This window comes from Alicyclobacillus tolerans, from assembly GCF_048984885.1.
GTDB lineage: Bacteria > Bacillota > Bacilli > Alicyclobacillales > Alicyclobacillaceae > Alicyclobacillus_I > Alicyclobacillus_I tolerans.
Map to the genome: position 1 here is coordinate 2,858,768 of NZ_JBMGNK010000002.1, position 16,047 is coordinate 2,874,814.

14 protein-coding genes are annotated in these 16,047 nt (G+C 43.9%); 2 read left to right on the forward strand and 12 right to left on the reverse strand.

From position 1 onward, the window contains the following. Nucleotides 1-31 precede the first annotated feature (31 nt). The 4 genes from ACOJUR_RS14590 to ACOJUR_RS14605 form a co-directional block, all read right to left on the reverse strand. Nucleotides 32-1,489: an FAD-linked oxidase C-terminal domain-containing protein gene (locus tag ACOJUR_RS14590; protein ID WP_420950399.1), complete on the reverse strand. Its 1,458-nt coding sequence runs from the start codon at nt 1,487-1,489 to the stop codon at nt 32-34. Beyond that, nucleotides 1,464-2,843: a (Fe-S)-binding protein gene (locus ACOJUR_RS14595; RefSeq protein WP_420950400.1), complete on the reverse strand. Its 1,380-nt coding sequence runs from the start codon at nt 2,841-2,843 to the stop codon at nt 1,464-1,466. Before ACOJUR_RS14595 ends, ACOJUR_RS14590 begins: the two co-directional genes overlap by 26 nt. Next, on the reverse strand, nt 2,827-4,167 hold the full coding sequence (locus ACOJUR_RS14600; RefSeq protein WP_420950401.1) for an FAD-binding oxidoreductase: 1,341 nt from the start codon (nt 4,165-4,167) through the stop codon (nt 2,827-2,829). Before ACOJUR_RS14600 ends, ACOJUR_RS14595 begins: the two co-directional genes overlap by 17 nt. A 151-nt stretch (nt 4,168-4,318) precedes the next feature. Further along, complete coding sequence (locus tag ACOJUR_RS14605; protein WP_072875074.1) at nt 4,319-5,098, reverse strand: IclR family transcriptional regulator; 780 nt, start codon at nt 5,096-5,098, stop codon at nt 4,319-4,321. A 294-nt stretch (nt 5,099-5,392) separates the two neighbouring features. Here ACOJUR_RS14605 and ACOJUR_RS14610 point away from each other — a divergent pair, with 294 nt between their 5' ends. Both ACOJUR_RS14610 and aceB read left to right on the forward strand, forming a co-directional pair. After that, nucleotides 5,393-7,003 carry an L-lactate permease gene (locus ACOJUR_RS14610; protein ID WP_072875084.1) on the forward strand — a complete coding sequence of 537 codons (1,611 nt, stop codon included), beginning with the start codon at nt 5,393-5,395 and terminating at the stop codon, nt 7,001-7,003. Nucleotides 7,004-7,118: 115 nt separating this feature from the next. Further along, nucleotides 7,119-8,723, forward strand: coding sequence for a malate synthase A (aceB, locus tag ACOJUR_RS14615; protein WP_420950402.1), 1,605 nt, complete (start codon nt 7,119-7,121; stop codon nt 8,721-8,723). A gap of 118 nt (nt 8,724-8,841) precedes the next feature. On the opposite strand, the gene ACOJUR_RS14620 is transcribed toward aceB, so the two are convergent. The 8 genes from ACOJUR_RS14620 to ACOJUR_RS14655 form a co-directional block, all read right to left on the reverse strand. Then, nucleotides 8,842-9,852: a Rieske 2Fe-2S domain-containing protein gene (locus ACOJUR_RS14620; protein WP_420950561.1), complete on the reverse strand. Its 1,011-nt coding sequence runs from the start codon at nt 9,850-9,852 to the stop codon at nt 8,842-8,844. 213 nt (nt 9,853-10,065) lie between these two features. Continuing rightward, the gene (locus tag ACOJUR_RS14625; RefSeq protein ID WP_203114707.1) at nt 10,066-10,413 is read right to left on the reverse strand and encodes an ArsR/SmtB family transcription factor; all 348 of its coding nucleotides are present in this window, start codon (nt 10,411-10,413) and stop codon (nt 10,066-10,068) included. A 139-nt stretch (nt 10,414-10,552) separates the two neighbouring features. Next, complete coding sequence (merA, locus tag ACOJUR_RS14630; RefSeq protein ID WP_420950403.1) at nt 10,553-12,214, reverse strand: mercury(II) reductase; 1,662 nt, start codon at nt 12,212-12,214, stop codon at nt 10,553-10,555. 80 nt (nt 12,215-12,294) lie between these two features. Beyond that, nucleotides 12,295-12,615 carry a hypothetical protein gene (locus ACOJUR_RS14635; protein ID WP_420950404.1) on the reverse strand — a complete coding sequence of 107 codons (321 nt, stop codon included), beginning with the start codon at nt 12,613-12,615 and terminating at the stop codon, nt 12,295-12,297. 136 nt (nt 12,616-12,751) lie between these two features. Beyond that, entirely contained in the window at nt 12,752-13,450 is a 699-nt protein-coding gene (locus ACOJUR_RS14640; protein WP_420950405.1) for a cytochrome c biogenesis CcdA family protein, read from the reverse strand. Between the two features lie 19 nt (nt 13,451-13,469). Continuing rightward, nucleotides 13,470-13,862 carry a hypothetical protein gene (locus ACOJUR_RS14645; protein WP_420950406.1) on the reverse strand — a complete coding sequence of 131 codons (393 nt, stop codon included), beginning with the start codon at nt 13,860-13,862 and terminating at the stop codon, nt 13,470-13,472. A 186-nt stretch (nt 13,863-14,048) separates the two neighbouring features. Further along, nucleotides 14,049-14,294: a hypothetical protein gene (locus ACOJUR_RS14650; RefSeq protein ID WP_072875080.1), complete on the reverse strand. Its 246-nt coding sequence runs from the start codon at nt 14,292-14,294 to the stop codon at nt 14,049-14,051. A gap of 9 nt (nt 14,295-14,303) precedes the next feature. Further along, a complete protein-coding gene (locus ACOJUR_RS14655) occupies nt 14,304-15,983 on the reverse strand; it encodes an ABC1 kinase family protein (RefSeq protein WP_306953571.1) in 1,680 nt (559 codons plus the stop codon). Nucleotides 15,984-16,047: the final 64 nt, after the last annotated feature.

Genomic DNA, 16,047 nt, shown 5'->3' on the forward strand with positions numbered 1-16,047 from the left:
GACAATGGATTGGGGCGCTGGTATTGACGAATTATACCGTTTCCTGGAACGCTGCTGCGTACTTTTCAACCATGGTTTGAATTTGTCGAAATTCAGCACAACGGGCAGGGCGTGGAATCAGCTTGCCAGAATTACATAAATCAGCAGGATTGAACACACGTCGCAACCTTTCCTGCCATTGCAAGTCAACAGAAGAGAATTGGACTTTCATCTGTTCAATTTTCTCAATTCCCACACCATGCTCACCTGTAATACTCCCACCCATTTCTACACAAAGCTCTAAAATTTTTCTGCCGAGATCCATCGCTTTTGCCAACTGCTCTGGAATACGGCCGTCATAACATATCAATGGGTGTAAATTCCCATCCCCAGCATGAAAGACATTGGCGACGCGCAATCCATATTCATGACTCAAATCTGCAATCCTAGCCAATATCTCCGTTAACCTTGTACGTGGAATCACACCATCTTGAACCATATAATCAGGAGAAATTCGACCTACGGCTGGAAATGCCATCTTCCGACTGCTCCACCAAAGTTTCCGTTCTTCTTCATTAACAGCCCGACGAACTGAATGAACATTATGGCGACAACAGATATCCAATACGCGTTGGGCCATATCTTCCACACCAGCTTGAAGGCCATCTACTTCAATCAGCAGCACTGCCGCAATTTCCGGCGGATAACCTACATGGTAGACACTTTTATCTACTGCCTGCATCATCAATTGATCCATCATCTCTACCGCAGCTGGCAGCACACCATGAGCTATGAGATCAGAAACTGTGTCAGAAGCGTCGGCTACCGTATGAAAATAAGCTAATACAGTTTCCACCGATTCTGGTTTTTTTAAAATTTTTACTGTAATCTCTGTAACAATGCCCAATGTCCCTTCCGAACCTACCATGACTCCCAGTAAATCATATCCCAACACATCACCATGTACCTGCCCAAGCGTAACAATTTCACCTGTGGGAGTGACCAAAGTTAAAGCCACTACGTGATTGCTCGTTACCCCGTATTTGAGGCAGTGCGATCCCCCAGAATTTTCAGCCACATTTCCTCCTATGGTGCATACAGACTGGCTGGAGGGATCGGGAGCGTAATAGAAGCCACGATGTGCAATCTGGCGACTTAAAACTAAGTTCACAAAACCCGGCTGCACAATAGCTCGATGATTTTCAAAATCCACATGCAGCAATCGATCCATTTTAACTAAACTAATGACAACCTCACCAGCGAACGGAGTAGCTCCCCCTGACAATCCTGTACCAGCGCCACGAGGAAGGAAAGGTATTTGCTCGCGATTGAAGATTTTTACAATGGAGGCCACTTGTTCAGTAGATTGAGGGAACACTACTGCTCTTGGCATCGCCTTTTCAGCTACATACGCATCGCAGTCATAAGCTTTTAGCTTATCCGATTGAAAGATGACATTTGCCGATCCGAGCAAGTTTTCAAGCTCAATTTGCACATGTCTTGGCAGCACCGTCTTCACCTTCCCCTTCCATTCTGTAGGCTCGTTGCAACAGTTCCACCGTATGGACCACTTTGACGGGTACATTTTTTTCTTTCAGACCTGAGGAAATTTGTAATAGACAACCCGGATTTCCCATTGCTAAAGTGGATACGTCATCCGGAATGTCCGCCAGTTTACGTTCGAGAAGTCTTTGAGCCATTTCTGGATGTGTCAGGTTATATATACCTGCACTTCCACAACACCGATCTGCATCTGGCAAATCCACTAATTGAAGTCCTGGAATAGAAGCGAGCAATGCTCTTGGTTGATGCCGTATTTTTTGTGCATGACAGAGATGACAAGCATCATGATAGGCTACAGTTTCGCAAAGCTCACCTTTCGGAGGTTCCCATCCTTTTTCAAAAAGCAATTCAGAAATATCTCTGACTTTAGATGCAAATAACTCTGCTCTTTCTATTTCTTCTGGATAATTGTGGAAAAGTTCAGGATATTCTTTCAACAACGCTCCACAACCTGCAGCGTTAACAACAATATAATCTGCATCTGAATTTAGGAATGCTTGTATATTCTTTCTTGCCAACGAACGCGCTGTTTCCCGGTCTCCCGCATGAACCTGCAGTGCTCCGCAACATTTCTGTTCGCTTGGTACATGAACTTGGAAATGATTGCGAAGCAAGACTTCAGCTGTAGCTTCATGAACATGCGTATAAAAAACATCCATCACACAACCTGTAAACAGTGCAACCTTACCTTTTTCTCCCGTATTTTTACGAGTTGAAGATTTGCCATCCACCATTGGTAAATTTTCCGAATTCCCTAGTAATGGTTGAACAGTCACTTCAGGCATAGCCGCTTCCAACGCCTGTAAATGCCGAGGCAAAATCCGCAATAACCCAAGCTTTCTCACCCAAGTTTGAAGTCCTGAAACTTGATAAAAACGCGTCAGAGCCCGTAACTTTTGTAAACGTTTAGGATGGGGGAAAATCTCACGTAAAAATAGTTGCTCTAACCATCCTCGCCAACCTCTTTTAGGGTTGGCATAAAACACTTGTCCTCGCGCCTCCTCTATCAAAGCTCCCACTTGCACACCAGAAGGACAAACAGATTCGCAAGCTCGACAATCTAGACAAGTGAAAACGGGATCCATAACATCTTCGTTTAGAGTCAAGTGACCTTCGGCTGTTTGTTTAATTAAATAAACCCTTCCCCGCGGTGAATGGTTTTCATCCGACCACTCCTGATATGTAGGGCAAACTTCTAAGCAAAAACCGCAATGTACACAGACGGAGTATTTATCCTCATCTGGAGCATCCGCAAATATGAAAGATGACTGGCGATGTACTTCTTCAAATGGCAGACTCAAGCAAACCGCCTCCCAAAATAGGTAGTTGGGGTAGAATTTCATTTGGATCAAACGATTGTTTTAACGATTTCATCAGTTGTTGCTCCACAGGATGAAGATAAGTGGGCAATTCACGAAGCAAAGAGGAACGCCAGGCAAGTGGGGCAGAAAGTAGTTGAAGCGTAGCTGAATATTGGCGAGTTAGGCGGACTGCCTCTGCTATCAATAGACGGGCATTAATTTCTGTAGGCTTGGTATAGATGCGTAAAACTCCCACTGGTTGACTTGCACTCTGTTCTATTGGACAACCTGTAACGTGAGACCAGTTGTGCAATGTTTTCTGAATTTCAGGCAAAGTTGTGGGCTTAGCCTGTATTTGCAGGAGAATGGGATAGGAAGCAAGCAATTGGCGGTATTGTTGCCACCATTCATCTGCTTCCTGCCCGTGAAGGACAGATATTTGAATACCGAGTTGACGGCAAATCTGACGAAGAAAATCAGCTTGGTATTCAGCTGAAAGCTGGTTCTCATGACAACCGATGGCTAACGCTGTTGGCGCTGGCGTATCCCATAAGTTGTTCAATTCATCTCCTGACATCCACTCAAAAGTACTTGGAATCAACGATGAATCTCTAATCAAGGAACTAGCCTCAGAAATTTTCATAAAATCACCAGTTAATAGACATACGGAGTGATAAAGTGGCAAGGGACGCAACTTAAAAGTGCATTCCGTAAGAATACCCAGAGAACCATAAGAACCTACCCATAACTTGGACATATCATAACCAGCTACATTCTTAACCACTTTGCCTCCAGTACGCAATAACTCACCATTCGCCATCACAACCCGTGCACCAATCAACAAATCTCTCCAAGTACCATACAACACCCTTTCGGGTCCATTATGATTGGCAGCCAAAAGTCCTCCTACAGTGGCTCCAGGATGACAAACTGGATAAACGGGTAGATGCTGCCCTTGCTCATGAACTATATTCTGTAAACAATGCAAAGACATTCCGCTTTGTACGGTAATGACCATATCAGCAGGAGAATACTCTATGCATTGTTGAAGAGGAGATACATCCAGCAGAATGTCCATGGAATCATCATCCAACATTGGCCAAATCGTCCCAGCTCCGCAAGGGTGTACACGCCAGCCCTTCTCTCCCGCCAAGTTCATGACCGAAACAACCGCCTCTGGACTATGGGCTTTCACATGAAGATATTGGTTATTGTACATTCCAGCTCTTTCTTCCACTGTAATGCCAGTATTTTCCGAAAAATGGGCTGCCGTTTTCTGTAACAGACTTATTTTTTCCAACACATCATCTGGATGCTGCCCCATACTTTCCCCACCTTTTACCGACCTATCATGGATGATCTTTTAACGAATAAAACCGAAACATGCCATCATTCTGAAAAATTGTTCTATATTACAGAACTGTGTTCTGTAATTTATGTATTTCACACGTAAAGCCACTCCATGCAACGAATCGTTAAATAGAGGAACCACTTAATCCGTAGCCAAGTCGCATAGAAATGTTATGCCCTGCCTGTCGCACATATTCAGCATACTCTTGACGTCGTTTGTCGTCCATTCTATCCTTCGGACCGGAAACACTGCAAGCCGCAACCGCCTGCCGTTGATTATTAAAAATAGGCGCAGCCACACAACAAACACCTAATTCGTTCTCCTCGGCATCCTCCGCAAAACCATTCTCACGAACTTGTTGCAAAATCTGCATAAATACTTCTTTACTCGTGATGGTATAAGGAGTCAGCGATGGCATCCCATACCGATCCAGTATAGAAAGTGCTATTTGACGAGGAGAGAAAGCTAAAATCGCTTTTCCGAGCCCAGTAGCATGAACGGGTACTCGCTTGCCAACTCTGGAGTGCATACGTATGGTACTCGCACTATCGTATTTGTCAATATAAACGACCGATCCTTGATCAACTAGCGCCAGATGAACAACTTCACCAGTTTGTTGCACGAGTTCGCGTAGAAAAGGCTCAGCTTCCTTGCGCAAGTCAATCGACGCATATAAACGCATACCGAGATCGAGCACAGCATAACCCAACTTATAACGTCCCGTGGTGCTGTCCTGTTCAATAAAACCGCGACGCATCATCGTTTGCAAAAGACGATGTACAGTGCTTTTGACCATTCTCATACGTTCTGCTAACTCAGTAATAGCCACTCCTTGTGGATACTCACTGACAGCTTCCAGCAACTGCAATGCTTTTTCAACAGATTTGACCGTATAATCCTCCAAATGTCTATCCCCTAATCTTGATGTTCAATATGATCCCGATATTCGGGAGACATTTCTTCCTACTGAATTCTACTATACAGAATTTTGTTCTAGAATATTGTATTTTGAATTTTTGCGCAATAGAATGTGTCGAACACGATCCTTGTCTGTCGATGACAGCAAAGAAAGGAGGATAGGAAGCGTCCAGAAAAATAATGTAACCGCTTTCATATATATTTCCTGATCTCGTTGTATTTCAAGCTTTACGATTCATGATTACAGAAGGATGTGAGCCGATTGAATCTTTCCCACGCATTGTTTCATCAGCTCTTACTCCCGGTTGCTCACGCAACACTACCTTCCTTTTTGGTAGGATTGATTCCCATTGCCGTTGTCCTGGTTCTGCTTGGTATTCTTCGTGTACCTGCCTGGATTGCAGCTCTGAGCGGCCTGGTGATTGGTTTTATTATGGCCGTATTCGTGTGGAAATTGCCCGCTCATCTAGCTGTAAGTTCAATTGCCAACGGAGCGGTATTTGCCTTATGGCCTGTCATGTGGATTGTCTTTGCCGCTATGTGGCTCTACAACCTTAGTCAAAGAACCGGATCGTTTGAAAATTTTCGCCGGTGGATGTATCGCTACGCTACAACTGACCGAAGAATTCAACTGCTTGTCATTGCTTTCAGTTTTGGTGCACTTATGGAGGGAATAGCAGGATTTGGAACACCTGTAGCCATTGCATCTGCACTTCTTGTCGGTCTGGGTTTTCCAGTTTTGGACGCCGTAGTATACGCTCTTATTTTTGATACCGCTCCTGTCGCTTTCGGAGCTCTTGGCGTACCCATTGTCACACTCGGTTCTGTGACCAATTTGCCAGTAGCCCATTTATCAGCCATGGTCGGGCGACAGTTACCTTTTTTCGCCTTCCTCCTACCCTTCTATGTCATTTTAGTCATGGGTGGTTGGAAAGCTTTAAAAGGCGCCTGGCCAGCCGCGTTTGTAGCAGGATTCTCTTATGCTATTACACAATTTCTCGTTTCCAACTATCTAGGTCCACAACTTCCTGATGTACTGGCTGCTTTAGTTTCTCTCATTGTCCTTGTTCTTTTCACACGAGTTTGGAAACCTAAAGACAGTCATGAATTTCAGTCTTATGCTCATGCAGAATCACGCAACAAAGATTTTGAAGGTTTTACAAGTAAAGAAGGTTGGCGAGGCTGGTTGCCCTGGCTCACCATTACAGTGATTGTCATAGCCTGGACATTTTTGCATTTGTCCGATCTCGGCACTCAGAAAATTCACTGGCCAGGCTTGGACAATCTTATTTATTTGACACTGTACGCGAAAAAGTATGCAGCCGTTTACGTTTTCCAACCTCTTGGAAGTGGTACACCTATATTGGTTGCCGTTATTTTCTCTGCTTTGTTGCTTCGTTCTGGTTGGAAAAATTTCTGGCTGGCGGCAGCAGACAGTTGGAGACAATTGCGATTTCCCATACTGACGGTTATGTGCATCGTAGGTCTTGCCTACCTCTATAATTATTCAGGTATGGCCTATACTCTGGGTATTGCTGTGGCAGCCTTGGGTGCGGCATTCCCATTCTTTTCAGGATTTTTGGGTTGGATAGCCTGCTTTTTATCGGGTTCGGACACTTCTTCCAATGCCCTATTTGGCAATCTTCAGGTAGTCGCCGCCAACCGTTTACATCTATCACCCACCTTAATGGCTGCTACAAATTCAAGTGGTGCCGTGATGAGTAAAATGATTTCGCCACAAAACGTATCTACGGGCGTATCAACAGGCGAACTCAAAGGAAAAGAAGGTTTGGTCATTCGCAGGACATTCATTCACAGCTTAATTCTGACTGCACTCTTAGGAATTTTAGTTGTTCTGCAAGCTCATGTATGGAAAGGTATGGTTCCCTAAAACACCTGTTGGATACTCTAAAGTGCGTTCTGTATATCAGAACGCACTTCTATATTTCAGAACACTGTGATATGATTCTAAGTGTTCAATTCATTCAGACAGGGAGGTTCAAGAGATGACCCGTTTTAACACCCCCCAAGGAGTGGAAATTCATGGCGCGTGGCGTGAAGAATACCAACCTATTCTGAGTATGGACGCGCTACAATTTGTGGCTGATTTACATCGCCACTTTAACCGCCGCAGACTTGAATTGCTACAAAACAGAGAAAAGCGTCAAGCTGAATTAAACGCAGGAAAACTACCCACATTTCTTCCTGAAACGGCTGAAATTCGCAACTCTGATTGGAAAATAGACCCTGTCCCTGCTGATTTACAGGACAGGCGTGTAGAAATTACTGGTCCGAGCAGTGATCGAAAAATGGTCATCAATGCTCTTAATTCTGGCGCCAAGGCTTTTTTGGTGGACTTTGAAGATGCCAATTCTCCCACCTGGAAAAATACGATACAAGGTCAAATCAACCTGTTTGACGCTATTCGCCGCCAAATTGACTATGTTTCCCCTGAGGGAAAAGAATATCGTTTAAATGAGCAAACAGCCGTGCTCATTATGCGGCCTCGCGGTTGGCATCTCCCCGAACGGCATATTCTCGTAGACGGCGAGCTGACTTCTGGAGCACTGGTTGATTTTGGTCTCTATTTCTATCACAACGCTAAAGAACTCCTCGCACGCGGATCGGGACCCTATTTCTATTTGCCCAAAATGGAAAGTCATTTAGAAGCTCGACTTTGGAATGATGTTTTTCAATATTCCGAAGAAAAACTGGGGATTCCCAGTGGCTCTATCAAAGCTACTGTTCTGATTGAAACTATTATGGCAGTATTTGAAATGGACGAAATCCTTTATGAACTTCGTCACCACGCTGCAGGCTTAAATTGCGGACGTTGGGACTATATCTTTAGCTACATCAAACGTTTCCGAAACTTGCCGGACTTCTTTTTGCCCGATCGCGCTCAAGTAACGATGACAGTTCCTTTCATGCGTGCTTATACGCTATTGACGATTCAAACTTGTCATCGTCGCGGAGCTCACGCTATGGGGGGCATGGCGGCGCAAATTCCAGTGAAAAACGACGAAGCAGCTAACGAACAAGCTTTTGCTAAAGTGCGCGCAGATAAAGAACGGGAAGTCACAGACGGACATGACGGAACCTGGGTAGCTCATCCTGGTTTAGTCCCTGTTGCCATGGAAGTTTTTAATCAACACATGCCAACACCCAACCAGATTTCTCGATTGCGTGAAGATGTTCATGTGACGGCGGAAGAACTTATCCGTCCCTCTGAAGGTTCGATTACTGAAGCAGGATTGCGTACGAATATTAGTGTAGGACTTCAGTATATTGAGGCTTGGTTGCGCGGTTCTGGAGCAGTTCCTATTTTCAATCTGATGGAGGACGCGGCGACTGCAGAAATCTCCAGAACACAAATTTGGCAATGGATTCACCATCCCAAAGGTATTTTGGAAGATGGACGCAAAGTGACAGTCGAACTTTTCCGGCAACTGCTCGATGAAGAACTTGAAAAAATTGCGTCGCAAATTGGCAATGAAGCGATGAATCATTCCCGTTTCACTGATGCCAAGCAATTGTTTGACAAAATCTCGACTTCTGAAGAATGCGTTGAATTTTTAACTCTTCCTGGTTACGAACTCCTGACAGAATAACACACACATATGATTCGGTTAAGAACAGGGTATCCATCCAGTTCTTAACCGAATCTCCTAGTGAACTATCTAAGCAACGCAATCACCAACTTCAATTTATAATCGATCAAGACATGGTTTAGGATTGTACGTTCAACTTGGCTTCATCTGAACTTAAAAACTCAAACCAGCGCTGTCGAAACCGAATCTGCGGCGCATCTGCAGGAACATGCGCCTCCATGCGTAAAGCCTCAGGAATAGGTCGTGGGTGTTGACTTTCCACAACTTCCCTATCCTCATTTAGTATTTTCAAGCTATAACGACTAAAAATTCTATCCATCCCAGGTACACTCTGCATAAAATTTCTTCCCGCATAACCAAAAATTTTAGTTGTCTTTCCATCCATCGGAGAGAATACAACATAATTAATAAACTTACGACGCGCCTCTGATGATGGAGTCAATATCCATTGTTGAGGAAATTCATATCGCAAATGACCGCCGCCGTTTTGAATTTGAATAACGTCCTGCTGTTCGACTGAAAATTGAATTTTTGGAATTTCCGGACGCAAACGACGCCCAATTGTCTTTTCATGCACAAAGGCCAAATGGGCCACATCCAGCACGCTTTCCACTACACGAGTGAGATGCGCGTTCCAGGTTTGTTCATAGGCAGCCAAATGCATCTGGGCTTCTAAAAGCTCGGGGAATACGCGCAGAGGTTGAGATGGAATATTGGCATCCGGCCATACCCAAATCAATCCTGCACACTCTTCGACCGGATACGCTCTGACTCGCGCAAAATCAGGTATCGGCCTGTCTGGATGAGCAGGGATTTTCTCGCATATACCCTTCTCAGAAAACTCCCATCCATGATACGCACATTGCAAATGATCACCAATGCATTTCCCTAAAGACAAATCTGCTCCCCGATGTGCACAATACGCTTCAAGCGCACGAGCCTTTTGTTTGCTTGTACGATAAAGAACCAGATCCATACCAGCAATTCGACATTTTAAAGGTCGATCGCGCAACTCTTTTGACCAAGCCACTGGATACCACGCGAGAGGGATAACCGAATCGTCACTTGGCAACTTGTGAAAAACAGCGGGTTCTTCATCTTTTGCCATATTCGTTATGGGGTTTCTCATAGTCTCCAATATGATTTCTCCTCATCACTCGACTTGAATCAAACTTTTTCACACCATTATTTATATTATACCGTATATATAATTTATAAGACAGTCTGATTTTACAAAGGGATTCCAATCTTTAAGTGAAGCGTCAAAAGAGAGTCAAAGCCTTGACTAAACAAGGTTGACTCTCTTCGATGACCATGGGATTTTTATATTCAATTCTGTCAGCTACATACGCGTACAACTACGAATATGTTCTGCATTATCCGCCACAATTTCTTTGGCAAGTCTTAAAATCGCACTCACTCGCTCATCTGAAATCCGATACAACACATACTTGCCATTTTGTCGAGAAGTAACATATCCACACCACTTCAAGCAAGCTAACTGGTTTGAAACTTGGCTCTGCGTGGCGCCTATCATTTCGACCAACTGGCTGACACTTTTCTCCCCAGCTAGTAACAACTCAACAATGCGAAGTCGTGTTGAATTTGACAAACCATGAAAAAATTTTGCGTATATTTCTGTTTGCAATATATTTTCAGACTCCTGATACGGAGAGCTAGTATCCGCCATTTCAACTATCCCCTTATATTCAATGAATGGCATAAATTATTGATGCTCAAAGTTCTAAAGATATTATAATACTTTAATCTTATTAAAGTGAATCTTGCAAAGAATTTCGGAGGTTAGCATCTACAAAATAGGTTTTATATTACCCTGCACAGCAGGAAAGCTTTGATACGTTTTTATCAAATGTCAGTGTCGCAAGTTTCAACCCTTCTGCCATTGTCAGATACGGAGCAAGTGTTGACCGCAAATCATCAATGGTAAGTCCAAATTTCACAGCCAACAGAGCAGAATAGATAACGTCACCAGCATTCTCAGCAACCACGTGGACACCCAGAATCTTCCGTGTTTGTGAATCCGCTACGATTTTGAACACTCCCGTCGTTTCTCGATTAACCAAAGCTCGTGGTACCGCATCCAAAGGCAATACGGACGTCATCACGTCAAACCCTTCAGTCTTTGCTTTCTCTTCAGTCAAGCCGACTGTTGCAATGGATGGGTTAGTGAATGTCACACCTGGGACGACACGGAGGTCGATTTTTTTCTCGGCACCAGTAATTGCGTTTTCTGCCACAATCATGCCTTCATACGCAGCCACGTACACAAACTGTGGCCCCATCGTAACATCTCCAGCCGCATAAATCCGATGATTACTCGTACGCAGATATTCATTCACAATCACTTCACCGCGATCCCCCAACTTCACCTTGGCAGCCTCCAAGTTTAAGGAATCCGTATTCGGTTTGCGTCCCGTTGCAATGAGCAGAGCTTCGGCCTCAACGACTTGCTCATGACCACCTACCGTAATGTAAACCCGCTTGATATCCCCGACTTGTTCGACTCTGTTAAACGTCGCACTGGTGATGATTTTCATACCCTGCTCCGTGAGTGCCTCGGTGATCGCCTGTGAGACTTCCGGTTCGTACGACTTCAATACACGGGCACTTCTTTGCATCAAGGTCACTTCAGAACCGAGATTGTGAAACATTTGTCCCAGCTCCATGGCGATGTAGCCTGATCCGATGACAGCAAGTCGCTTTGGAAGCTTCTGTAGTTCAAGAGCCGTCGTGCTTACCAGATAATCGACTTCGTAAAGACCAGGAATATTCGGGACTGCAGGAGAAGCACCAGTCGAAATCAGAAAGTTGCGTGCTGTGATTTGGCGGCCGTTGACTTCCACGGTCCTTTCATCTACGAACCGTGCTTCCCCTTGAATGAGATTAAACCCGTATTCATCAATCAAATCAATATATTTATGCTGGCGAAGCTCCCCTACAAGCTCATTCTTGTCAACTATCAGCTTTGCTAAATCAACTGCACCTGTTGACGTATTTAGCCCATGAAACGGATTATGCATAGCCATATGATGAATTTCTGCCGCTCGCAACATCGTCTTGGATGGGACACAACCAATATTCACACAGGTTCCGCCAATGGTGCCACGTTCCACCATGGCTACTTTCGCCCCATACCCAACCGCTTGAATCGCTGCAGAAAACGCTGATGCTCCCGATCCAATGATGAGCAAATCATATTCATCATTTCCCGGCGCAATTTCTGGAACACGCTCTGAAATATTTAAGATTTCCGCATCACCCGGCATATAACCTATATTGGAAACTTCGTGTTTGGCCTCTTCGAGGCTCTCTTTATCTTTAACCTGAAAAGTTGCTTCTCCACGCCGAAAATTTGCGGATACATCTTTCGCTCCGACACGCAATAAGGCAGATTTGACGTGATTTTCACAGTCTGTACAAGTCATGCCTCGTATTTTTAAACGAACTCTCCATTCGTTATTGTCAGACATTTATAACCACTCCCGACATTTGAGATATATCGCCCTAAAAAGAGGAAAACAAAACACCGGAATGAAGAAAAAGCTTCGTATTAAGTCTTGTTCGTACTGTGATGATTGCTTAAGTTAGCATCCTTTGCGCTTGTAAGAGGACTGGAGAGTTTGACATCACAGTGACAAGCCGCTTTACGCTTATTTCGTTGTTTCACAAAGATTACGATACCCATCACAAGGACGATTCCAATCACACCAGCAAGCAGCCAATGTTTGAGGAACCCCGTAATGAAGAGTCCCACACCTGTCGCCCCCAAAATCCCAGCAATCAGTGGTCCCCCACAACAAATCAACGGCGCAATCAAAAGAGACAAAATGCCCAAAACACTCCACCACGAACCATTCTTTTTATCTTCCAAAAAATATCCTCCTCCTATTATGATTCATTGTTATATTCCTGCTTGCACAAATCTAAAAATCGTCTCAGTTTCTTTTTTGAATAATTATATTTTAATATTTTAATATAAAAGAGGAGCCAATACAAATTTTATTCTCTTAAATCAAATGGTGGCCAAATAGCCAGTCATATATAACATATAATCCAGCGCTTATCATCATGATAGCACTGATTCGAGTGACCCAAGGCAATATCTGGCGTAGTCTTTTGACAAGATATGTTTTTGAAATAAGCGCCAAAACAGAAATCGTCACAACCACAAGACCCATACCCAGAGCATATAAGACAAAATGTGATAATCCCTGTTCAAACTTTCCAAACATGATAGACTGAGATACAAGCATTAAAAATACTGGGAACGTACAGCCTATCGATGCTATAGCAAAGAATATGCCATAAGTAAACATCGACCAAGCAGACCCTACTTTTATTCTTTTACCGAGACCGCCAGTATATTTCGCAGTGTTTACTTCGAATCCACGTCCAGCCAGCATCATTATTCCCATTCCTACGAGAATGACGCCAATACCTACAGAAAGCCAAGGTATAATTTGATACAGTACTTGTCCAATTAACGTAATACCTAGACCAAGCACCACAAAAACGAGAAGAAAACCTAGTGTCATCCACCATCCAACAAGTGCTCCACGCACTCCATTTTTCACGTAAGATGTATTTTCAACGTCACCATGACCCACAAGATACAACACATAAGACGGCAACATCGCCATACTACATGGATTAAAGGCAGCTGCAATTCCTGCAACAAAAACAAACCATAGGTTGGCTGTCTCCAATGAGTATTCTCCTTCCTCATTATCCCCTTGCTACATATCCTGAAGCCTGGAGAATTTCTCTCTCAATCTGGTTTGGATTTGTTTGTGCTGAATCGTACCAAACGGTCATATGCAAATTATGTTCTGCTGATACTTTCTTTACCCCGGGCAATTTCATTATAAACTGTTGAAATGTGCTGGCTGACACTTCTCCACAGCAGGAATCACCAGGTTGCAAAAGGAAACTTGTCTTCTTGACTGAACTCGTAGAGGTCTTTAGTGAGGCATTTTGAGTGGCCTCTGTAGTGATAGAACTCTTGCCTATCGTAGAAGTTGTATGGGTAGCTATTTGCGATTTTGCAGTCAATGGTGTACCACATCCCGTCAACCCAATAGCAACAAGAACAGTTGAACTCAGCAAGAATTTTTTCATCGATTTCCCTCCAGTTCATCATATTAAAATTATATAATATTTTGATGTATAGTCAACTATTGAGGTTTTCCAAGCATGCTTCTATGATAAAGCATCTGGATCAACCTGATGTACGTCTAAAAAAAACACTCCTTCCAATAGGAGTGTTTATTTAAAATTGAATGATTCTCTATTCTTTTCTGAGCTCTATTTTTGATTATATCGTTTCCAAAAACGCAGCAACCAGCGAAAGAAAAACGGCAAGCGAATGCCAGCGCGATCGACCTGTGACAAAAATGCTATAAATGAACCTGCTACACGCCTGTCGGTACGAATTCTTTCTGGATTGGCGCGAAATGTGAGACGATATCCATCTTCCAAGCCTTCAACCTTCACTTCTACCGGTCCAAGAGGCTGCTTGGCCTGTTTCAGAACGCGCTCTTTGTCATTCATACGCATCTCCTACCTGTCCGGAAAATGGCGCTCTGCAATATTTTTTAACCAGCCTTGCTGTTTTCGCCAAACGATAAACAGCCATAACAGGCTCAATCCCATCATAGCGCATGCAATAATTTCTGCAACCCTTTGTTTGAACCAGAGACTGAGCATCAGTGCCACAAAAGAAACGAAGAGCAGCAGAAAACTGTACAGCATCTGTCTTGCAAGAGCACGTTCGACGAGAGAATAGTGGAATTGAAAACGTTCAAACGTCAAGCGCTCTTTCGGAGTTTTAAGCGCTTCTTCGACCAGGCCAGGATATCGCGTCAATGGCGCCAAATAGGTTTGAGCAAGTCGAAGCCAAGATATACCTTGCCCTGTTTCCTGATTCTCATCTTTGCCTCGTCCTTGAATCCAGCTCTCAACAATGGGTTTACCGAGCGCTACAATATCAATGCCGGGCGAAAGGATATGCAAGACACCGACAAACGTCGAAAGCGCCCTGCCTAAAAACGCAAATTCTGCAGGCAATTGAATAGGCTGACGTTGTATCACAGCTTGAATATCTACTAAAATTTCTTCCAGTACCGTTTCATCAAAACGTTCTATGCTCTGCCTTTGGTAAAGCGAAATCAAATCGGAAATCGCTCGTGACAATTCACGACGATTCGCGTTAGGTAACAGAAAGCGCAACGCTTCTAATGCGTCAATAATTTGATCCATGTTGTTGAGAAGTATGCCTTCAACCAAAGAACGAATGTGCGCAGCATCTTCCGATCTTAATGAACTTACCATACCAAAATCAAGAAAGACAATGGTTCCGTCACTCTGTACTAACAGATTACCCGGATGGGGATCTGCATGGAATTTGCCGCCGAAAAAAATTTGTTCTGCGTAAGCATTAAACAACCGTTCTGCCAACTCTTTACGATTGAGTCCATGCGCTTCGAGAAAATCGAGATCTGAAACTTTCGCTCCTTCCATCCATTCCATAACCAGCACAGAACGGGTTGTAAACTCAGGATAGTAGCGTGGAATATGAATATCTTTACGTTCCGCATATTTATCTTGAAAATATTGGCCATTTTCCATTTCCTTGCGGAAGTTCAGTTCATCGCGAATGACAAGTACAAGTTCGCGATAGAGCGCTGACCAATCCGCCATCTTGCGAAAACGACGAAATCTTTTCATAAGAAAAATGACAATACGAATCGCTCGAAAATCCGCACGAATAATCCGGTCAATACCCGGTCTGCGAACCTTCACCGCCACCTCGGTACCATCATGCAATTTCCCACGATAAACAACGCCGATAGAAGCGGAAGCGACAGAATGGTGTTCCACGTCTGCTAACACACTGCTGATATCGCCATGCCAAGCTTCTCGCATTACTTTCTCGACTTGCTGCCAAGGTACAGGTGGCACTTGATCAACCAGATTGTCCAACTCGTGCAAAAATACATCAGGCAACAAGTCTGCACGTGTACTGAGAAATTGACCAATTTTAATCCATAATCCCTGCAGTGATAGCGCTATGGACCGATATTCGCGGGCCTGTCGCACCAGCAATTGTTCCCACGCTTCCATCGCGGCTGCATCACGTGGTTCTGGATGGCGTTTGGAAAACCAGTAAATTTGCAGGGAAAAGCGGATACTCATGTTCACGATAACAAAAATTCGATAAAGCGAGAATCGTGTCCACATGATAGATGACCGCCTTTCCATCCATTTGCACCGAACTCATATGGATTGTTTGGAAAACTTATCT